19 protein-coding genes are annotated in these 19,580 nt (G+C 69.5%); 8 read left to right on the top strand and 11 right to left on the bottom strand.

The genetic code is table 11. The annotated features are described in order from the left end of the window. Positions 1-146: 146 nt before the first annotated feature. On the bottom strand, positions 147-503 hold the full coding sequence (locus DAT35_RS11275; protein WP_108066945.1) for an HNH endonuclease: 357 nt from the start codon (positions 501-503) through the stop codon (positions 147-149). A gap of 73 nt (positions 504-576) precedes the next feature. Here DAT35_RS11275 and DAT35_RS11270 point away from each other — a divergent pair, with 73 nt between their 5' ends. Next, positions 577-1,386 (top strand): SDR family oxidoreductase, encoded by an 810-nt coding sequence (locus DAT35_RS11270; protein WP_108066944.1) that lies wholly within the window; start codon positions 577-579, stop codon positions 1,384-1,386. A gap of 36 nt (positions 1,387-1,422) precedes the next feature. On the opposite strand, the gene DAT35_RS11265 is transcribed toward DAT35_RS11270, so the two are convergent. Both DAT35_RS11265 and DAT35_RS11260 read right to left on the bottom strand, forming a co-directional pair. Further along, positions 1,423-1,941 carry an NADAR family protein gene (locus tag DAT35_RS11265; RefSeq protein ID WP_108066943.1) on the bottom strand — a complete coding sequence of 173 codons (519 nt, stop codon included), beginning with the start codon at positions 1,939-1,941 and terminating at the stop codon, positions 1,423-1,425. Between the two features lie 78 nt (positions 1,942-2,019). Continuing rightward, a complete protein-coding gene (locus DAT35_RS11260) occupies positions 2,020-2,532 on the bottom strand; it encodes a GreA/GreB family elongation factor (RefSeq protein WP_108066942.1) in 513 nt (170 codons plus the stop codon). A gap of 212 nt (positions 2,533-2,744) precedes the next feature. On the opposite strand from DAT35_RS11260, the gene DAT35_RS11255 reads away from it, so the two are divergent. The 5 genes from DAT35_RS11255 (at position 2,745) to DAT35_RS11235 (ending at position 8,444) form a co-directional block, all read left to right on the top strand. Beyond that, positions 2,745-3,398 (top strand): type 1 glutamine amidotransferase domain-containing protein, encoded by a 654-nt coding sequence (locus DAT35_RS11255; protein WP_108066941.1) that lies wholly within the window; start codon positions 2,745-2,747, stop codon positions 3,396-3,398. Between the two features lie 139 nt (positions 3,399-3,537). Then, positions 3,538-4,605, top strand: coding sequence for an alpha/beta hydrolase-fold protein (locus DAT35_RS11250; protein WP_108066940.1), 1,068 nt, complete (start codon positions 3,538-3,540; stop codon positions 4,603-4,605). 33 nt (positions 4,606-4,638) lie between these two features. Beyond that, entirely contained in the window at positions 4,639-6,288 is a 1,650-nt protein-coding gene (locus DAT35_RS11245; RefSeq protein WP_108066939.1) for a hypothetical protein, read from the top strand. Positions 6,289-6,393: 105 nt separating this feature from the next. Continuing rightward, complete coding sequence (locus DAT35_RS11240; protein ID WP_108066938.1) at positions 6,394-7,884, top strand: anthranilate synthase component I family protein; 1,491 nt, start codon at positions 6,394-6,396, stop codon at positions 7,882-7,884. Next, complete coding sequence (locus DAT35_RS11235) at positions 7,881-8,444, top strand: aminodeoxychorismate/anthranilate synthase component II (protein WP_108066937.1); 564 nt, start codon at positions 7,881-7,883, stop codon at positions 8,442-8,444. The genes DAT35_RS11240 and DAT35_RS11235 overlap by 4 nt, the downstream gene beginning before the upstream one ends. Positions 8,445-8,516: 72 nt before the next feature. Here the strand turns inward: DAT35_RS11235 and DAT35_RS11230 are convergent, their stop codons facing one another. Then, positions 8,517-9,260, bottom strand: a complete 744-nt coding sequence (locus DAT35_RS11230) for a sulfite exporter TauE/SafE family protein (RefSeq protein ID WP_108066936.1) — start codon at positions 9,258-9,260, stop codon at positions 8,517-8,519. A gap of 106 nt (positions 9,261-9,366) precedes the next feature. Here DAT35_RS11230 and DAT35_RS11225 point away from each other — a divergent pair, with 106 nt between their 5' ends. Beyond that, positions 9,367-10,254 (top strand): LysR substrate-binding domain-containing protein, encoded by an 888-nt coding sequence (locus tag DAT35_RS11225; RefSeq protein ID WP_108066935.1) that lies wholly within the window; start codon positions 9,367-9,369, stop codon positions 10,252-10,254. Between the two features lie 21 nt (positions 10,255-10,275). Here the strand turns inward: DAT35_RS11225 and DAT35_RS11220 are convergent, their stop codons facing one another. The 7 genes from DAT35_RS11220 to DAT35_RS11195 all read right to left on the bottom strand — a co-directional run bounded on the left by DAT35_RS11220 (position 10,276) and on the right by DAT35_RS11195 (position 16,924). Further along, positions 10,276-10,752 carry an FBP domain-containing protein gene (locus DAT35_RS11220; RefSeq protein ID WP_108067233.1) on the bottom strand — a complete coding sequence of 159 codons (477 nt, stop codon included), beginning with the start codon at positions 10,750-10,752 and terminating at the stop codon, positions 10,276-10,278. A 131-nt stretch (positions 10,753-10,883) separates the two neighbouring features. Continuing rightward, positions 10,884-11,051 (bottom strand): hypothetical protein, encoded by a 168-nt coding sequence (locus DAT35_RS58885; RefSeq protein ID WP_158501646.1) that lies wholly within the window; start codon positions 11,049-11,051, stop codon positions 10,884-10,886. Between the two features lie 79 nt (positions 11,052-11,130). Continuing rightward, positions 11,131-12,555: an HTTM domain-containing protein gene (locus tag DAT35_RS11215; RefSeq protein WP_108067232.1), complete on the bottom strand. Its 1,425-nt coding sequence runs from the start codon at positions 12,553-12,555 to the stop codon at positions 11,131-11,133. Continuing rightward, a complete protein-coding gene (locus tag DAT35_RS11210) occupies positions 12,545-13,654 on the bottom strand; it encodes an imelysin family protein (RefSeq protein ID WP_108066934.1) in 1,110 nt (369 codons plus the stop codon). Before DAT35_RS11210 ends, DAT35_RS11215 begins: the two co-directional genes overlap by 11 nt. Next, positions 13,651-15,021 carry a di-heme oxidoredictase family protein gene (locus DAT35_RS11205; RefSeq protein WP_108066933.1) on the bottom strand — a complete coding sequence of 457 codons (1,371 nt, stop codon included), beginning with the start codon at positions 15,019-15,021 and terminating at the stop codon, positions 13,651-13,653. Before DAT35_RS11205 ends, DAT35_RS11210 begins: the two co-directional genes overlap by 4 nt. Before the next feature lie 9 nt (positions 15,022-15,030). Continuing rightward, positions 15,031-16,182: an imelysin family protein gene (locus tag DAT35_RS11200; RefSeq protein WP_108066932.1), complete on the bottom strand. Its 1,152-nt coding sequence runs from the start codon at positions 16,180-16,182 to the stop codon at positions 15,031-15,033. 145 nt (positions 16,183-16,327) lie between these two features. Next, complete coding sequence (locus DAT35_RS11195) at positions 16,328-16,924, bottom strand: histidine phosphatase family protein (RefSeq protein ID WP_108066931.1); 597 nt, start codon at positions 16,922-16,924, stop codon at positions 16,328-16,330. Positions 16,925-17,113: 189 nt separating this feature from the next. Here DAT35_RS11195 and DAT35_RS11190 point away from each other — a divergent pair, with 189 nt between their 5' ends. Then, positions 17,114-19,573: an RND family transporter gene (locus DAT35_RS11190; RefSeq protein ID WP_233261411.1), complete on the top strand. Its 2,460-nt coding sequence runs from the start codon at positions 17,114-17,116 to the stop codon at positions 19,571-19,573. The last annotated feature ends 7 nt before the right edge of the window (positions 19,574-19,580 follow it).

Below are 19,580 nucleotides of genomic sequence, written 5' to 3'. Positions count from 1 at the left end.
CATCGAGCATCATTATCCAGGTGTCAACCTTTCTCTGTCCGCGAGCGGCGGGATACCACGACCCGCCACGTTGTGGTGCGGCGGAAATTCTCTCCGGATGATGTTCTCTTCTACGAGATGGAAGGGGGGGTTGGACCCTGGGGAGCTCAAGCGTCGTCCGGGTCGCGCCAGCGCTCGCGGCGGCGCTCCAACAGGCGATCCACCAGCTCCCGGACCCGAGGATCACGGTGGAAGTGCCGATCGTGCCGGCTGCCCTTGCCCTGGTTGCAGCGCGCACACGCCAGGCCGAGGTTCCCCAGCGCATCCGTCCCGCCGTGCACCCGGGGGACGATGTGCTCGATGGTGGCCCGGCTGACGGGCTCGCCGCTCAGGTCGATGACGAGGTACGCGTTGCAGTGCAGGCACTTTCCGAGCCAGACCTCGCGGCCACGGTACTCGGTCCGCTCGAAGGTGGCGTCCGTGGCCACGATGTCGAGGATGCGGCGGCGCTTGGATGAACTCACATGTCTTCTAATAGATGGAGAAGCGGCCCTTGTGCCATGGGGGCCGGGCGGAAGCATGCGAGCATGGCGCCCCATGAGAGGAAAGACGGCGGTCATTACCGGAGCTTCCGCGGGGATCGGTGAAGAGCTGGCGGTGGCGCTCGCGGAGCGCGGGGCCCAGCTGGTCCTGGCGGCGCGGAGCGAGGAGTTGCTGGCCCGGGTGAAGCAGCGGTGCGAGCAGGCTGGAGGTCAGGCGCTCGTCGTGCCTACCGACGTGGGCGACCCCGAGGCCTGCCGTCGCCTGGTGGCGCGCGCCGTGGAGGCCTTCGGCGGCATCGACTACCTGGTGAACAACGCGGGGCTCACCATGCGCGGGCTCTTCGAGGATGTGACGGACCTGTCACTCTTCGAGCGCCTCATGCGGGTGAACTACCTGGGCTCGGTCTACTGCACACACGAGGCGCTCCCGCATGTGAAGGCGCGGCGGGGCATGCTCGTCGCCATCTCGTCGCTGACGGGCAAGAACGGCGTGCCCGGCCGCACCGGCTATTCCGCGAGCAAGCACGCGATGCAGGGGTTCTTCGACTCGCTGCGCATCGAACTGCGTGGCACCGGCGTGGACGTGCTCGTCGTGTCGCCCGGGTTCGTCGCCACCGACATCCGCGTCCGGGCGCTCGGCCCCGACGGCACGCCCGGCAAATCGGACATCCCCGAGGAGACCCATGGGATGATGAGTGTACGCACGTGCGCGGACATCATCCTGCGCGCCATGGAGCGCCGCGAGCGCGAGGTGGTGATGATGCCGGCCGCGAAGCTGATCATGGCCCTCAAGGCGTTCGTGCCGGGGGTGCTGGACAGTTTCGCGGCGCGGACGATGAAGAAGATGAAGCAGGTGCGGCTCTGAGACGTCCCGGAGCCGCCCTCCTTCTCTCATGGTTCTCTAGGGGCGCGCAGGCCGGGCCTGCGTCTCGCCCGCGGCGAGCAGGTCCTCGCGCAGGCGCGTGAGCACCTTCCCCAGCAGGTTCTGGCCACGCCAGGTCGCTGGATTCTGGATGCGAGGATCCTCCGCGGAGAGCCCCACGCCCCAGATGCGATCCATCGGGCTGGCCTCCACCAGCTCCGTCCCCGCCGTGGCGAGCAGCGCCGCGAGCAGCCCGGCGTTCTGGATGAACTTGGCGTGGTTGCCCTCGTAAACGATGCGCTCGCGCTCCCGCTCCCACACCGCGCCCTCGAAGCCTCGCACCTTGCGCCCCAGCGCCTTGTGCTCCCGAGGTGTCTTCGCCTCCAGGATGCGCGCCGCCATCTCCGCGTCCCCGAAGAGCACCGCCTTTCCGTGCATCATGTACTGCTCGGTGCACGTGAACCGCGCGCCTCCCACCACGAACTGCGTGGGGTGCCACTGCGAGAACGGGGATTCCTGCCGCCAGAAGAAGGTGAACCTGTGCCTCGCGTTGCTCATGGGTCTCTCGAATGGTTGGTGTTTAATGAACACCAAGCATGACGGGGCAGGGGCGCGCTCCTGACAGTTCCCGGGTGCTCAAGAGGTGGGAGGCCGGTAGGACACCCCGGTGACGGTGTACTCGATGGCGCCACGCGGCCGTTCGACACGGACGGACTCGCCCTCCTCCTTGCCGAGCAGTGCCCGCGCCAGGGGGGACTCGACGCTGAGTCGGCCCTCCTTAACGTCCGCCTCGTCCGGACCCACGATGCGGTACGTCGTCTCCTCGCCCTCCTCGTCCTCGAGCGTTACCCACGCGCCGAAGTAGATGCGCTCGTCGTCCGGGGCCTCGGGGGATACCACCTGCACCTCCTCCAGGATGGTGGCCAGTTGCTGCGCCCGGCGCGCACGCTCTCGGGTCCGTGCCTCGCCCTCGAGCGCCGGAGTGTCCTTCTGAAGAGGGGCTGGAGCCGTGAGCGCCTCGAGCTCCTCCTGCAGGGAGCGGTAGCCCTCGGGGGTGATGTACCGCTTCTCTCCAGACATCGAGCGGGGGCGCGGGGGCAGGAGGAGGTCTTCTCCGCCCGAGTCTTCCTTCGTGAAGGCCTTCGACATGGTGCTCCCTCCTCCCTGGCGGCCGCCATTCTGCAAGATAACCACGGGACTCGTCTGACTCATTGAAGTCCGAGGGACAGACCACCCCGACGTCTGTCTCATGCGCCGCTCCGCATGCTCTCCTGCCTCCCCACCAGCCCGGGGAGCGAGGAATGCCGGACGCGGGAGGGATGCCGACGATTGCGCCGGGAAGAGAACCGGGAGGAGTTGGCATGGCGAGGAAGACGTTGAAGGGCATCCGGGTCGGTGTGCTGGCCGCGGACGGCTTCGAGCAGGTGGAGCTCACCATCCCCATGAGAGCGCTCCGGAAGCGGGGCGCGCAGGTGGACATCATCTCCCTGCACAGGGGGCGCATTCGCGGCATGAACCTGCTGTGGCCGGGCAAGAAGATTCCCGTGGACGAGCTCGTGAAGGAGGTGCAGCCCACGGACTTCGACGCGTTGCTCATCCCCGGAGGCTTCGTCAATCCGGACTTCCTCCGTCAGAGCGAGGAGGTGCTCCAGTTCGTCCGCGAGTTCGACCGCCACGGCCGGCCCATCGCCACGTTGTGCCATGGTCCCTGGGTGCTCGTGTCCGCGGGTCTGGCGAGTGGACGCAAGCTGGCCGCGTGGCCCGGTATCAAGGATGACATCCGCAACGCGGGGGCCGAGTGGGTGGATGAGCCCGGTGTCCGTGACGACCGGTGGTTCTCCAGCCGCAGCCCGTTGGACATGCGCCACTTCATCAAGGGCATGGTGGAGCTCTTCGACGAGCACGCTCCGCGCAACCACCCGGTAGAGGAGCGCCCGCGCTGGGGCCGTTGGCTGTTCGCCGCCCTGCTGGGACTGGTGGCCATCCGCCCGATTCGCACCGCGCTCGCTCGTTAGGCTCGAGGTTGGCAGCTTCCTTCCGGGGCGGTTAGCGTCTGCCCTCATGCTGAAGATGACTGGGTACCGCCTCCTCGCCTCGGGGCTTGGAGGCGAAGCACTGTTCGAGCACGGCCCGCTCCTCTCCCCGGAATGATTCATGGATACCACCTCGCTCGAGAAGAGGGCCCGTACCGAGGGCACTCCGGTCATCGATGGACAGACAGCCACCTTCGTGTGGCGCGGGCGCCGGCCTGTGTCCGTGATGGGTGACTTCCAGGACTGGTCCGGTGAGCCCGTCCCTCTGCAACAGGTGGCGCCCGGACTGTGGGCGCACTCGCTCACGCTGCCGCGCGACACCTATGTGGAGTACGCGCTCCAGGATGCGAAGGGGCAGCGGGTTCGAGACCCCTTCAACAAGCGCCTCGTCCCCAACGGGTTCGGTGACTTCAACCACTTCTTCCACATGCCCGAGGCCGGGCCCACGCCCCTCGCGCAGCGGCAGCGGGACGTGCCTCGTGGCGCCGTCACCCGTCACATGGTGGAGACGCATGAGTTGTGTGTGGGGCGCAAGCGCCCGGTGTTCCTCTACGCGCCTCCCACCTCCGAGCCCTGTCCCCTGGTGGTGGTGTTCGACGGGCCGGACTTCCTGCGCCGCGCGAAGCTGCACGTCCTCGTGGACAACCTCATCGCCCAGGGCCGCATCCGTCCCATCGCCCTGGCCATGGTGGCCAACGGGGGCCACGCTCGCACCGTCGAGTACGCCTGCAGCGAGGCCACCCTGGCCTTCCTGCTGGACAGGGTGCTGCCGCTCGCCCACAACGAGCTGCACCTCGTGGATGAGAAGCGCGAGCCCGGCGCCCATGCCGTCCTCGGTGCATCGTTGGGTGGGTTGATTGCCCTCTACTCGGGACTGCGTGCGCCCGAGGTCTTCGGCCACGTGCTCTCGCAGTCGGGTGCGTTCAGCGTGTGGAACCGCGACTTCGTCGTGTTCGACCTCGCCCGCCGCGCTGCCTCCCGGCCGCTCGAGGTGTGGATGGACTGTGGTCACTTCGAGGCGCTCGCCGAGGGCAACCGGCGCATCCTCCCCGTGCTCCAGCAGTCCGGACACCGCGCCGAGTACCGCGAGTATCACGGCGGTCATAACTATCCGGCCTGGCGCGATGACGTGTGGCGGGGCCTGGAGTGGCTCTTCGGCCCTCGTGAGCGGGCTCGCGGCGAGGGTTGAGGCACTCGCGTTACCGGGGCTACCGTTCTCTGGATGAGAGTCTGGAAGAGGGTGGGGGGCGTCCTGGTCGTGGCCCTGGCGCTGCTGGGGCCCTCGGTGACGCTGGCGTGCACTCGCATCGCTCCCGAGTCCTGGTCGATGGAGTCCCAGGATGGGCGTTTCGAGATATCCCTCGAGACGATGCAGAGGGGGAAGTTCTCCTCTCCTCTGCTCACCCTGCGTGACCGCCGGGCCGGCAAGGTCGTGTGGCAGAGCGCTCTCTCGCATGGCGTCGAGAAGCGGGATGTCCTCCTATCGCCGAGTGGCCGCTACCTGGCGCTGGTCGACTCCCGTTCGAGCGAGGTGAGCATCTTCGGGCCAAACGGGGTCCTGAGCGGCCAGTGGTTGCTCGATACCCACGTCACGGAGGAGGAGCGGCGCAAGCTCCCAGAGATGCTATGTGGCTCCTGGTGGAGCACCTCACCCGCCTTCGAGGGCGACGTGCTCACGCTGGTCGTTCCCACCGAGTTGCCTCCCGGCCATCCCGAGCCTCCCTATGCGGGTCCCGTCCCGGGCATCCGCTTGCGCATCGACCCGGTCACGGGCCAGGTCTCCCGGGACAGGCCTCTGCCCGAGATGAACACCGAGGCTCTTCTCCAGGAGTTCCGGAACACGCGTGGCAAGGACGAGCGCATCCGGATCGCCTGGGCGCTGCAGGGGGTCTCGCAGCGGTCCCCTCGGGGCAGCAACCCCGCGCTGCGGAGTTTCTGGCTGGAGCTGCTGCGTGAGCGCAATCCAGATCTGGAGTGGGAACTGCGCAACATCGCCCTGGAGGGGCTCAGCGCCATCGGCACGGACGAGGAGATTCACGGCCTGCTCGTGCTCCCTCCTCAATCCCCTCGAGTTTCGGTGGAGGCCCTGCCGGAGATCCTCATGCTGCTGGATCGCAGGTCCCCAGAAGAAGCCGCCCGCCTGTCCGTGCGAGTGCTCATGGAGAGTGCTCCCTCCATTCCCCTCGACTTCCTCCGCGCCTACGCCGTCTTCACGCTGGGGCAGCGTCCAGGGCCCGAGGTCGACAAGGCCCTCCAGCGTGCGCTGCGCGACCCAGCCCCCGGAATCAGGGCCAGCGCGCTCTATCAGGTGTCCCAGCGGGTGACTCCGCTCCAGGGGGTCGAGCTGGCTCTGCCCTTCCTCGAGGACTCCGAAGAGGGGGTCCAGTACCGTGCCGCGTATGTCCTGTGCGAGTTGCTGCGCCGCGCGAAGGGCTCCGACTGGCGTGCCGCCCTCGAGCTGCTGCGCCGCGCCGAGGCCGCTGGGAAGCTGGCCCGCTTCCCCGAGGGACTGATCCTCCTGGGCGCGGTCGCCGATAAGGAGGGGGATCGGGCTCGGGCAGTCGCTCTGTATTCGCGGGGTCTGGAAGCCATGACGGCCATTCCGGAGCAGCGGGGATGGAAGACCTATAGCGTGCGGCTCGAGGCGAAGCTCCAGCTCGCCCTCGAGGCGAAGGCGCGAGGACGTCAGGACGAGGCCCGGCGGCTGGCTCGCGAGGTGTTGGAGGACCGCACCCGGATCACGGAAGTCTGCGCGCCCGCGCCGAACGTGTTCCTGCCCTTCGGCCGTCCGGAGGCCTGTGCCGCCCAGAAGACCGCCGCGGATGTGGCCGTCGAGTTGCTGGCCCCCAGCAAGCCAGGGAGCAACCCCTGAGCGGCCAGTCCGGCCCCCCCTTTCCCGGCACCGCCAGACGGGCGATAACGGAGGCACCCCCAGCCCTCTCTCCAGAGGGACGAGGGGTCTACTCAGAGGAACGTGATGAACGCTCAGGAGCGCAAGGCGGCCTACCGCCAACGCGCGGAGAAGGGCGAGGCGGTCCCCGTCTCGGTCGTGCTCCCCGCCGACCTCGACACCCCGCTTTCCGCCTACCTCAAGCTCGGTGGCGCGCGAGGCTTCATCCTCGAATCCTGCCACGGTGGCGAGCGCTTCGGCCGCTACAGCCACGTCGGCACCGCCCCCTCCGGCCGTCTGCGGCTCGACCGCAACGGCGGCACCCTCTGGCGCGGCGAACAGTCGCAGCGTCTCGAGGGCAAGCCGCTCGACGTCCTGCGTTCCGTCTGGCGCGAGCACGCCGTCGCCAAGCTCCCCGGTGAGCCCCCGTTCGTCGGCGGTCTGGTGGGCTACCTCGGCTACAACTGCATGTCCTGGTTCGAGCGCCACGTGCCCGACCGGCACGCTCCGGACACCTCCTTCCCCGACTCCGAGTGGCTCCTGTGCGATGAGTTCGTCACCCTCGACTCGCGCACCCAGACGCTGCACGCCACCGCCATCGCCCGGCCGTCTCGCCATGGCAGTGTCGCCCAGGCCCTCGCGGACGCCGAGGCCCGCGCCGAGGCTCTCGCCGCGCGTCTGCTGCGGCCCCTCCCCTCGGACGCCTATGTCCCGAGCCCTCCCATGCGGGGCGAGGCCGACGTCTCGGTCCATTGGGACCGCGCCGGCTATGAGGCCGCCGTCGAGCGCGTGAAGGAGTACATCCGCGCGGGTGACTGCATGCAGGTGGTGCTCGCCCGCCGTTTCGAGGCGCGTGGGGCGCCGCCGCCGCTCTCGCTCTACCGGGCACTTCGCCGCATCAACCCCTCGCCCTACCTCTTCCACATCGAGCTGGGCGAGGCCCGTGCGCTGGTGGGCGCCTCTCCGGAGCTGCTGGTGCAGGTGCGTGACGGGGACGTCGTGGTGCGCCCCATCGCCGGCACTCGGCGCCGCGGCGCCACCGAGGCCGAGGACCTGGCTCTGGAGAAGGAGCTGCTCGCCGACGAGAAGGAGCGCGCCGAGCACATGATGCTGGTGGACCTCGGCCGCAACGACGTGGGCCGGGTGGCGGCTCCGGGCTCGGTGCGCGTCGAGGACCTGATGGTCATCGAGCGCTACAGCCACGTGATGCACATCGTCTCGCAGGTGCGCGGCAAGCTGGATGCGAAGTACGACGCGCTCGATGCCCTGGCCTACACCTTCCCCGCGGGCACGGTGTCCGGGGCTCCGAAGATTCGCGCGATGCAGATCATCGACGAGCTGGAGCCCACTCGCCGTGGCCCCTACGCGGGCGCCGTGGGCTACCTGTCCTTCTGCGGCGCGCTGGACCTGGCCATCGCCCTGCGCACCTTCTTCGTCGACGGAGACCGCACGCTGTGGGAGGCGGGCGCGGGGCTCGTGGCGGACTCGGTGCCCTCGAAGGAAGCGGATGAGACCGAGGCCAAGGCCCGGGTGCTCGCCACGGCCCTGAAGCAGGCCCGTGAGGGAGGTGTGCGGTGATCCTCGTCATCGACAACTACGACTCGTTCACCTTCAACCTCGTGCAGCTCCTGTATACGCTGGGGGCCGAGGTGAAGGTGGCTCGCAACGATGAGATCGACGCCGAGGGCGTGGCGGCCTCGGGCGCGTCGCACCTGGTGGTGTCGCCGGGACCGTGCACGCCGAAGGAGGCCGGGGTGAGCATGGCGGCCATCCGTGGCGCGAAGGTGCCGGTGCTGGGCGTGTGCCTGGGCCACCAGTCCATCGGGGCCGTCTTCGGGGGCAATGTGGTGCGCGCCCCGGAGCCGGTGCACGGGAAGACCGCGTCCATCCGTCACGAGGGCCGCAGCATCTTCGAGGGCCTGTCGCAGGGCTTCCAGGCGGCGCGCTACCACTCGCTGGTGGTGGAGGCGGCGACGCTGCCGGCGGAGCTGGAGGCCACGGCGTGGTCACCGGACGGGCTCATCATGGGGCTGCGGCACCGCGAGCGGCCCGTGGTGGGCGTGCAGTTCCACCCCGAGAGCGTCCTGACTCCCGAGGGCCCCAAGCTGGTGCGCAACTTCCTCGACGGGCGGCTGTAGCCGCTCGCCCCGAGCGGGCACGGCACGGGATGACCGCCGTGCCCGCTCTCCTGTCAGCGCCGCTGGCTCTCTTCAGGCGCGCAGGAAGAACGCGACGGTCATCGCCACGTTGACGGCCGTGATGCCGAGGCGGAGGCGGGCAGAGGGGATGCGGCGGCCGATGCGCGCGCCGACGTAGCCTCCGACGGCCGCCGCGATGGCCATCAGGACCGTCTGCTTCCACCAGACCTCGCCCGCGACGATGAAGCATGCGACGGCCACGGTGTTCGTCGCCCCGACCAGCAGCGTCTTGGCCGCGTTCATCGCCTGGAGATCGCTGACGCCGAACAGGCTCCAGACCGCCATCATCATGAGCCCGACGGCTCCGCCGAAATAGCCACCGTAGATGGAGAGAAGGAACTGCCCTCCGAGCAGGAGGGCCGGGCCGATACGGATGGCCCGCCGGAGCCTCGCGCCCGCCTCTCGTCCGAAGGCGAAGGCCAGGGTGCCGAGCAGCAGGAGCCAGGGAATGACCACGTCGAAGGTGGTCTGGGGCGTGAGGAGCAGCAGCATCGCCCCGGTCAGTCCGCCCGCCAGGCTCACCGGGAGCAGTGCTCGCACCGAGACGCCCTCGAAGCTCTTGAAATCATCGCGATAGGCCCAGGCGCTGGCGAAGCTGCCGGGGAACAGTGCGACGGTGCTCGACGCGTTGGCCGCGACCGAGGGCACTCCGCTCAAGACGAGCGCGGGGAAGGTGACGAACGAGCCGCCGCCCGCGACCGCGTTCATGGCGCCGGCGAGAAGGCTGGCGGCGCCCAGCAACAGGTCCGAGTTCATGCACCCAGCTTCAGGGTACTGGCGGCACGGGACAATCTGGGATTGGCTGAGTCAGCCTTCGTCCCAGGCGAAGGCTGGCCATCCAGCGGCTCGAGAGGGACCGGCGATGCGTTTCGATCTGACCGACTTGCGGCTGTTCCTCCATGTGGCGGAGTCCGGGAGCATCACGGGCGGCGCGGCGCGGACCCATCTCGCCCTGGCCTCCGCGAGCGCTCGCATCCGCGGCATGGAGGAGGAGCTCGGCGTTCCCCTCCTGGAGCGGGAGCGTCGCGGTGTCCGTCCGACTCCGGCGGGACGGGCGCTGGTCCACCATGCTCGCACCGTGCTGGAGCAGCTCGAGCGGATGCGCGGTGAACTCGGCGAATACGCCCATGGTTTGAAGGGCCATGTCCGCGTCCTGTCCAATACCGCCGCGATGACGGAGTTCCTGCCGGAGGCCCTGAGCGCCTTCCTGGCGGATCACCCGAACGTCAACGTCGACCTGGAGGAGCGGCTCAGCTACGAGATCGTTCAGGCGGTGGCCGAAGGGCTGGCGGATGTCGGCATCGTCTCGGACTCCGTGGACCTCGCGGGTCTCGAGTCCTTTCCGTTCCGTCTCGACCAGCTCGTGCTCGTCACGGCGCGAGAGCATCCGCTGGCGAAGCATCGGGAGATCCGCTTCGCCGAGGTGCTGGATCACGAATTCATCGGACTGGCGACGGGAAGCGCGCTCCAGGACTACCTGTCCGAGCACGCGGCGCGGGCCGGGCGCCGGTTGAAGTTCCGGGTCCGCCTGCGCAGCTTCGATGCCATCTGCCGGCTAGTCAAGCGGGACATCGGCATCGGCGTGGTCCCCGAGACCGCTGCTCGCCGCTGTCAGCGGTCCATGGCGATCCGCCGGCTCCGGCTGACGGATTCCTGGGCCCTGCGCCGGCTCACCCTCTGCGTGCGCCGGTTCGCCGAGCTGCCGGTCCATGCCCAGCAGCTCGTTCAACGGCTGCGCGCACCTGTTTGAGCCCGGAGGGGTCCCCGGTGCTCAATCCTCCGGGACGGTCTCGATCCGCAGGGCCTCTCGAGCGAAGTGGTGCATGCGCTCCATCAGCACCTTCGTGAGATCTCGCGAGTTCCGGCCGGACAGGTCCGCCGCCGTCTCCAGCTTCTCCTTGCAGCGCAGGTCGAGGCAGAGGCTGACGCCCACCCGGCGCTTCGAGTTCACGTCCGTGGTGAGCATCCCGATCTCGTTCGCGGGGCCATAGGAATGGCACCACTCGCACATGCATGGCGAGGGCGAGGCGCCGCCATGCGAGTCACGGCGGAAGGCGATCCCCATGGGCTGTTTGCTGTTCCCCGGCGAAGGAAGCACCAGGAAGACCCGGGTTCCGGCGGGCTCGACCCACGTCAGGTAGTCGCGGACGAAGAGCGGGAACCTGGTGCCCTTGGGGACCTCCACCGTCTGCCGGTCTCGTGGGCGGAATGCGCGGAGAAGGTCTTCTTCTGTCTGGATCAGGAACATGAGCATCTCCCTCGGGTTGGCAGCCTGCGTCCGTGAACCCCTTCATAAGGGCGTCCGTACCGTGGATGCACGCTCACGAGCATCGCGAGTGCTCGTTGGGTCGGCTGGTGGGCAACTGCCAGGGGGAGGGCTCAGCGTTTGGTGTCGCGCCGCTTCTGCTGGCGGGCCTGCTCCGCTCGCAACGCACCGCCAATGCGGCGTCCCGCCACCAGGGTCATCTTCGAGACCGGGTTGCCCATCTTCTTGGGCTTGGCCGGACGCCAGTTCGACTCGGGACTGGAGAAGCGCTTGTGACTCATGGCTCGTGTCCTCGCTCGGGGGGCGGACTCCATTATCCAATAACCTCGCGAGGGCTGCACGGATGCCCGCCGCCTCCCGCTAGGGAGGATCCACCTCACGGAAGGGCAGCACCCAGCCGTGGAGGTCGTCCCACGTCCCCACCGCCGCGAGGTTCACGGCGGGGTCCACGAGCCTTTGACGCGGCCGGCCATTGAGGCTCGCGAAGGCGTCCACGCGCACCTCCACTCCGGGGTGGCCCTGTTCCTCGAAGTGGCGGGCCAGGTAGTGCGCGAACGTCAGCAGCATGTCCGGCTGTGTGGCCATCATCCTCACCTGGTCCGGGGTGAGGTGTTGTTTCGGGGACACCACCCAGCGCTTCCCCGTGGAGGGCTCGCTGACGCGGAACTCGGCCACCCCGTCCTTCTCCATCAACATCACGTTCCACGAGAAGCGGAAGCCCTCCTCCGTCCAGAGCAGCTCGCCCGGGTAGAGCAGGTGCCGCAGCGGCAGGAGGAACTGCACGGCGATGAACGCCGCGGCCAACGCGGGCCCCACCCACGTGCGTCTCGAGGGCGGGGCGGGGGAGGTCTCGGGTCCGGTGGTGGGCCGCACCGGCTCGCGCCGCAGCCAGCTCGCGAGTCGCCGGGGCCAGTCGGGCGGGAAGAAGAGCAGGGCGCCCGCCATCATCAGCCACGGGAACATGCCGATGGGGAAGAGCAGCCGGGTGATGACGTGGAAGGCCACCACCGCCGCGTAGGCGAGCCACCGCGTGCGTCTCCACAGCAGCGCGGGCACCACGCACAGGTCGAACAGCGCTCCGGCGATGCTGAAGGCGTGCGGTGCCCAGGGCTGCTCGAAGAGGTGGCCGAGCACCGGCAGGTCCGTGCTCGCCGCGAGCCAGAGCTTCATCGGCTGTGCGTGCAGGAGCCAATCACTCTTCAGCTTGGCCACGCCGCCGAAGAAGTACACGAGTCCCACCTGGGCCCGGAGCAGCCACAGCCACCACGCGGGCACGGTGCGCATCGTTCCCGCCGCTCCCAGCGGAAGCAGCACCAGCAGCACGCCCACCAGCGAGATGAAGTAGTAGTGGTTGAGGTAGTACGTCTTGTCGATGAGGTGCGCGTACGTGAAGGTGAGCAGGAACGTGAGCGCGCTCGTCCGGTACGCCACGCCCAGCGCGATGCCCAGCGCCCCCAAGCCCATCAACGCGAAGTGGACGTACATGCCCACGCCTGGCCACGGGCGGATCCACTCCAGCCCCGCGTAGGGGAAGAGCACTCGGGGCGCCAGGTAGTGGTGGTGGATCCACCCGTACGCGAAGAAGCGCACGACGGTGACCCCCATGAGCAGCCCGAAGAGGACCCGGAACGCCACGAGCGAGGCCGGATCCACGGGGGCGAAGAGGAATTCGCCGACCCGCTGGCGGAGCTGCTGACGGGCCCGGGTGGGGAGCTCCAGGCCCTCGACACCCTCACCCCCGCCCCTCTCTCGATGGGCGAGGGGAGGCGTGGGTTCAGTCACCATCGTTGTCGTTGAACTTGATCGTCACGCCCAGGTTGGCCACCACCTCGGTGGTGAGCGTGGCGCGCAGTTGCGCGAGCGCGGCCCGGGCGTCCTCCACCGACTCGCGGTGGTTGTACAGGGCCGTGCGCAGCGGCGGGGGGATGGCCTCCAGCGCCGAGCGCACTGCCGCCAGCTCCCCGCGCACGGTCTCGTCCAGCTTCTTGTTGCTCGCGGCCACCACGCGCGACAGGCCGCCGTTCCCGTTCGCCCCGAGCCAGACGCGCTCCATTCCCTGGAGCGTGTCCCCCAGGTCCTTCAGCGAGTTGTCGCTGCGCCGCGCCTCCTCCTGCTCGGGGCGGATCGTGCCTCCGGTGGCGAACCCGAGCGGCTTCGACAGCTTCAGCTCCGTCGTCTCCGCACAGGCGATGAGCCGGTTGACCACCTCGTCCACCGCGTCTTTCTGGGTGGCGTACTTGCTTCCGCTGTTCCCCGCGGTGGCGAGCTGCGCGATGTAGTTGCCCTGCTCGGGCTCCCACGCGGTGTGGACCGCCTCGGCATCCTTGTGCATCACCGCCCCGAGCGCCTTCAGGTACGCCCGGCGGCGCGCGCCCGCGTTCCCCTCTGCCGTCGTGAGGCGAGCGAGCACCGCCGCGTTGCCGCCGTCCGCGTCGAAGAGCACGTACTCCATGGCCAGCATGCCCTTGCGGTTGGCGCCCAGCTCCGCGACCGCCGCCTCGGCGAGGGACGAGTCCCCCGCGAGCAGGCTGTCGATGCCCGTCGTCGAGGGGACCTGGTCCACGGCGGCTCCCGTGTGCAGCTCCTCCGAGGGGCCGATGTGGAAGGACTCCTGTGACTGCCACGGCGAGCGCGTGGCCCGCCAGGCCGACTGGGCCTCGGTGAGCGTGGCCTCGGTGGGCGTGGCCTCCAGCGCCGCGAGCGCGCTGGCCAGGGTCTCGGTGCGCGTGTCGAACTCCCGGTACGTGGGGAGGATGGTGTCTTCGCCCAGCTCCTTCAGGAAGGCGGTGCGCAGGGCGGTGTTCTGGGAATCCCCGCAGCTCACCACCAGGGCGAGCGACAACAGGACGGCGGCGGGAACGAGACGGCGGAACAGAGGGCTCACAGCGACTCCAGGAAGCGCAGCAGCGCCGCGCGATCAGTGGCGGACAGGTTGCGGAAGTGCTCCCGCGAGCGCTCGGCCTCGCCGCCGTGCCAGAGGATGGCCTCCTCCAGCGAGCGGGCGCGGCCATCGTGCAGGAAGCGCGAGTGCTGGTTGACCGTGTGCACCAGCCCGATACCCCACAGCGGCGGCGTGCGCCACTCACTGCCCGTGGCCTCGAAGTCGGGGCGGTTGTCCGCCAGGTCCGGCCCCATGTCGTGCAGCAGCAGATCCGTATACGGGAAGATGACCTGCCCGGACAGCTCCGGCATCTCCTCCAGCGTGCCCGTTTCGTGGCGCGGCACGTGGCACTTCGCGCAGTCCACCTCACGGAAGAGGCGGCGGCCTTTCAGCACCTCGGGCTGGTCCACGTCCCGGCGCGCGGGCACGGCCAGCGTCCGCGAGTAGAACGTCACCTGCTCCAGCTTCTGCGCGTCCAGCTCGGGCGACCCGCCCGAGGGCGCGGCACGGCACGCGTCCTGCGCGGCGGTGCACTCCTCCTCGGGGAACAGGTCCGAGGTGATGCCGATGTCTCCCCGGAAGGCGCCCGCGTTCTGCTGGCGCAGGGATGGCTGGTTGGACTTCCAGCCGAAGCGGCCCACGCGCACCTCGCCGTGCTCCACGTCCCAGACGTGGTTGAGGCGGCCGGAGATGCCATCGCCATTCGTATCGTTCGGATCCGCGAGCTTCTCCAGCGCCGCCTGCGGAATGGCCTCCAGCAGCCCGAGGCCCACCATGGCCGGCGCCACCCGGGGGCTCACCATCAGCTCCGGGTGCGTGGGGCCGAAGGCCAGGTCCACGAGCGCGTAGTGCGGCTCCTCCAGCGTGTACGCCGTCCCGTCCGCGTAGTGGCCCTCGCGCGTCGTGTACGTGATGGCCACATGGCCCTCGGCGGGCACGCCGAGGATGGACTGGGGCTGGAGCTGCCCGCCATAGGTGGGGTCCCCGAGCGGCCCGCCGTGGGCGTCCTGCCCGGGGATGCTCAGCCGGAAGAGCAGCGACAGCGGCTTCTCGTCCGGCTCGAGCGGGGGCTTGCCCCGCCCGTCCTTGAAGTGACATCCGGCGCACGAGGGTGCGTTGAATGTGGGACCCAGCCCGTCCAGGCCCTCGGTGGAGGAGGGGGCCGTCACCCAGTTGCGATTGAAGATCGCGTTGCCGACGAAGAAGGCATCGCGCCGCTCGCCCTGGAGGTTGCGCGCCGCCAGCGTGAAGGCATTGCGCGTGGTGTCGTGGACGGTGGTGTTGCCGCCGGACAGCTCCTCGCCCGGCTCGGGCCCCTCCTCCCCGCAAGCACAGGCGAGGAGGAACAACAGACTGATCGTGCGCCGCATGACTCGTTGTTACTCCAGGTTGAGCTCGATGCCGAGCGCGGTGGCCACGTCGACGAGCGTTTCCGTCTGCGCTTGCAGGGCCGCGATGGCCGCCTTCACCTTCTGACGGCCGGGGCTATTGTCCGCGCCCAGGATGGCCTGGTCGAACGGGCCGGGAATCGCCTGGATGGCATCCAGGCTGGCCTGCAGCTGCTGCTTCATCTTCGTGTCCAGCTCCGGGTCCACCTTGGCCACGAGCTCGTCCAGGCCCGCGCCGTCCTTGTCGCCGTAGCGCCCCAGGTACACGTTCTGGATGCCGAGCGCGTTGGCGTGCAGGTCCGCCAGCGTGTTGTCGCTGAAGCAGGAGTGCTCGTCCTCCTGGTCCTTGTTGTCGTAGGCCACCCTCATCCGCTCGCCCGACAGCTCGGCGCCGCTCAGGGCGCCCATGCCGGTGAGCATCCGCTGCACGGCCTCCTTCGGCGTCAGCGCGGTGAACTTCTTGCCGTAGTTGTCCGCGCCCGGCGTCCACTGCGTCTGCACCGACTCGAGGTCCTTCACCAGCAGGTCCGTCACCAGCTTCAGGTACTCGCGGCGGCGCGCGGCGTTGGGCGCCGTGCCCCCGTCCACGAAGTCCGTGGCCGGCCGGTTGCCCGGGCCCGTCACGCTCTGATCCTGGCCCCACAGCAGGAACTCGATGGCGTGGTAGCCGGTGGCGATGTTCGTCTCACCGTCGCGCTCGTTGGCCGACGCCAGCACGTCCTCGGTGATCGTGGGGAACTGGGTCGTGGCGTTGATGATGCCCGCCTCTGGCGAGCCCACCACCGAGTCGATGTAGGACTCGTCCAGCGGCCACGAGTTGATGCGCCCCTCGGGGCCCGTCTCCTCGTCGTCGATGGGGCCGCCGTAGAAGCGGAAGGCCTCGCTCTGGCCGTAGGCCGGACGCGCCGCCAGCCACGCGGTGCGCGCCGCCGTCAGCTTCGCCTCGGTGGGGTCCGCCACGAAGGCCTCCACCGCCGTGCGCAGCTCCCGCGCCTTCGTCACCATGTCCGTGTAGTTCTCGTTCACCAGCGCCGCGTAGCGCTCCATCACCGGCTTCGCCCGCGACTCCTCCAGCGGATCCGTCCCACAGCCCGCGGACACCAGCGCCCCCGCCATCAGTGCCATCCAGTACTGCTTCTTCATGAGCGGCCTTCTCCTCGGCGGCCGCGCGTGTGCGGCCGTGCATGCGATGATGGGTTGGCTCGATAGCGAATGTGAAAATCAAAGTCAAAATGGGGATGTAGGTGTGTTTCTCCAGGGCGACGGACTGTGCGAGCAGGGGGGGGGCCTAGCCGCGCAGGTGGCAGGTGTCGTTCCAGAGCTGGACGATGGGCTGATCCCCGTCCCCGTCGAAGCCGAGCACGCAGAGGGCGGCGGTGTTCAGGAGGAAGAGGCGGCCCTCGGTGGGGGGCAGTCCCAGCCAGCGCGCGGTGAGCACCCGAAGCATGTGGCCGTGCGAGAAGATGAGCACGTTGCCCGGCACGGAGCGGGCGTCGGCGATGACGCGGTCCGCGCGAGCGCCCACGTCTCGGGCCGACTCGCCGCACGGCACTCCGTCCGTCCACAGCGTCCAGTTCGGGCTGGTGGCGCGGATCTCATCCTTCGTCTTTCCCTCGAAGGTGCCGTAGTCCCACTCCATCAGATCCGCGCGCAACTGGGCCGCGTTCCCGTAGCCGGCGAGCTCGCACGTCTCGCTCGCGCGGCGCAGGGGGCTGGTCCACACCGCGGCGAAGTTCCAGCTGCGCAGCGGCTCGCGGAGGCGGGTGGCCATCTGCCGCCCCTCTTCCAGGAGGGCGAGGTCCGTGCGGCCCGTGTGCTGGCCGCTGCGGCTCCACGCGGTTTCTCCATGGCGGACGAGGACGAGCACCTGGGAAGGGGACTTCATGAGGCCTCCGTGGCGCCCATCCTGCGTGTCCCAGGGCCCTGGCTCAATGGGCGAATAAGAAGGGCTGCTCGTCTTACGATTTGTTTCAGACCCCCCTCGGCCCTTGGGTCGCGTGGGGATTCATGGGACACCGTTTCGCGGAGGCCGGGTGTGCCGGACCCGGACCCCTTCATCTGAGAGGGTTTGCCCTTGGACTTCGACAAAGCGATGGGGCGCTTCGCCTGGCTGTCGTATCAGCGGCCTGGGCGGGTGCTCGCGTGGGTGTTGGCTGTATCTGTCGCGGCGGGCCTGCTCGCCTCTCGGCTCGTCTTCCATGGCTCCTTCGTGGAACTGCTCCCGGCGCACACCCAGGAAGTGCGAGACCTGGAGAGCGTGTCGCAGAAGGCCGGCGGTGATGGCTATCTGGTTCTGCGCGCCCGGGGTGCCAGCCCGGAAGCCCTGCGCCGCTTCGCGCACGCGCTGGCGCCGCGGCTGGAGGCGCTGGAGGAGGTCCGCTACGTCGAGTTCCGCTATGACGTGCGCTTCTTCAAGGAACGCGCCCTGCTGATGCTCTCCGCGGAGCAGTTGCGCGCACTGCGAGAGGACCTCGAGGCCGTGCTCCGGGCGGAGAAGCTCGCCGCCAACCCGCTCATCGTGAACCTCGAGGACACGCCTCCGCCTCCCTCGTTCGAGGAGATCGCCCGCCGCCATACGCCCCGTGTGGGGTTGAGCGAGTACCTGACCTCGGCGGACGGCAGTGAGCTGTACCTGTTCGTGAAGCCCGCCGGGCTGGCCGGGGACCTGGTCTTCGCCCAGCGGTTGCTGACGCGCGTGCAGGCCACGAGCGCGGAGGTGGCTCGGGGCTTCCCCGGCGTGGAGACGGATGCCACGGGTGCGCACGTGCTCCGGCTCGAGGAGGACCGGCGGATGCGCACGGACCTCACGCGCTCCTCGTTGCTCTCCGGCGCCATCGCGGTGCTCATCATCGTCCTGTCCTGCCGGCGGCTCTCCTCGCTGGTGGTGGTGGGCGCCCCCGTGGTCGTGGGCCTGCTCGTCACATTCGCGCTGACCCAGCAGACCATCGGCTACCTCAACATCATCACCGGCTTCCTCGTCTCCATCCTCATCGGGCTCGGTATCGAGTACGGGCTCCACCTGGCGATGCGCTACTCCGAGGAGCGCCGCCAGCACCCCGCGGGCGAGGCCCTCCGGGAGGCCGTGCTCGGCACCTGGAAGGGCGCGTTGACCTCGGCCTGCACCAACGCCGCCGCCTTCGCCGCGCTCACGCTCGCCGAGTTCCAGGCCTTCGCCCAGTTCGGGTGGATCGCCGCCGCGGGCGTGATGTTCACCGTGCTGGCCACGTATCTGATTGGCCCCGCGCTCATCGCCCTGACCGAGCGGCTCCGGCCCGCGCGTGCAGCCGCCCCGCTGCCGTCCCAGCCCCGCCCGGAGCCGCAGCGTGTGCCCCGCCCCCTGCTGCTGGGCATCGTCGTGAGCGTCCTCGCGCTGGTCGCCTACTCGGCCTCGGTGGTGGGCTCGATTGGTTTTGAGCCCGACATGCGCAAGCTGCGCGGGGAGTTCGCCGCGACCCGGCTCGACGAGCGCATCATCTCCCAGCTCGGGCGGCGCCACTCGCCCACCGTCTTCCTCACCCGGGATGTGGCGCAGGCGGGCCAGCTCGCGGCCACGCTGCGCGAGCTCGAGGCCCGTCATGGCCAGGAGCGGACCTTCGCGGAGGTGGTCTCGCTCAGCGACTTCCTGCCGCGCACCGGGAGCGACGTCGAGGCGGAGCGGGCCGCGCTGCGCGCGTTCGTGGAGCGTCTGCCCGAGAGCGCCAAGAGTTCGGAGAGGCTGCGCCCCGCGCTGCAACAGTTGCAGGCGCTCCTGGACGCCCGGCCCTTTGGCGTGGAGGAGCTGCCGGCCGAGGTGCGCCGCCGCTTCACCGCGCTGGATGGCGAGGGCAGCTTCGTGCTCGCCTTCAAGCGGGAGTCGCTCTCCGACACGGACGCGCTGCACCGCTTCGGCGACCAGATGGTCGAGCTGCGGGAGGTGGCGGGCGCCCGGGGGTTGAGCTTCCAGGTGCTCGACTCGAACCTCATCGCCTACCGCATCTTCGAGCTGGTGAAGAAGGATGGCCCCGGGCTGCTGCTCGCCGCTGGGATCGCGGTGTTCGCGATGATGGTGGCGAGCCTGCGCAGCGTGCGCCGGGCGGGGCTGGTGGCCGGGCCTCTGTTCCTCGGGCTCGCCTGCCTGCCGGCGGCGATGTACCTCTACGGGCTCAAGCTCAACTTCATCAACGCGGTGGTGCTGCCCAACCTGCTCGCCATCGCCGTGGACAACGCGGTGCACCTCTACCACCGCTACCAGGAGGAGGGGCCGGGCTCGCTTCCCCACGTGGTGCGCACCACGGGCGTCGCGGCGGTGGTGGCCACGCTGTCCAACGCGGCGGGTTATGGCGCGCTGCTCACGGCCGGCCACCCGGGGCTGCGCTCCATCGGAGAGCTCGCGCTGCTGGGCGTGGCCTGCGCCACCCTGGGCACGACGGTGCTGTTCCCGGCCATCCTCGCGCTGCTCGAGCGCCCGGGGCCCGGTGCGCCGGATGAGTCGGAGGACGTCCTGCCGCTGCCCTTCGAGGTGGAGCCGGAAGAGGAGACCCAGCGCTCCGCGTGACCGGGGC

Origin of the sequence: Vitiosangium sp. GDMCC 1.1324 (assembly GCF_003044305.1) — a bacterium.
Lineage (GTDB): Bacteria > Myxococcota > Myxococcia > Myxococcales > Myxococcaceae > Archangium.
Note: the sequence above shows the minus strand (reverse complement) of the source record. Positions and strands in the feature narration are given on the sequence as shown.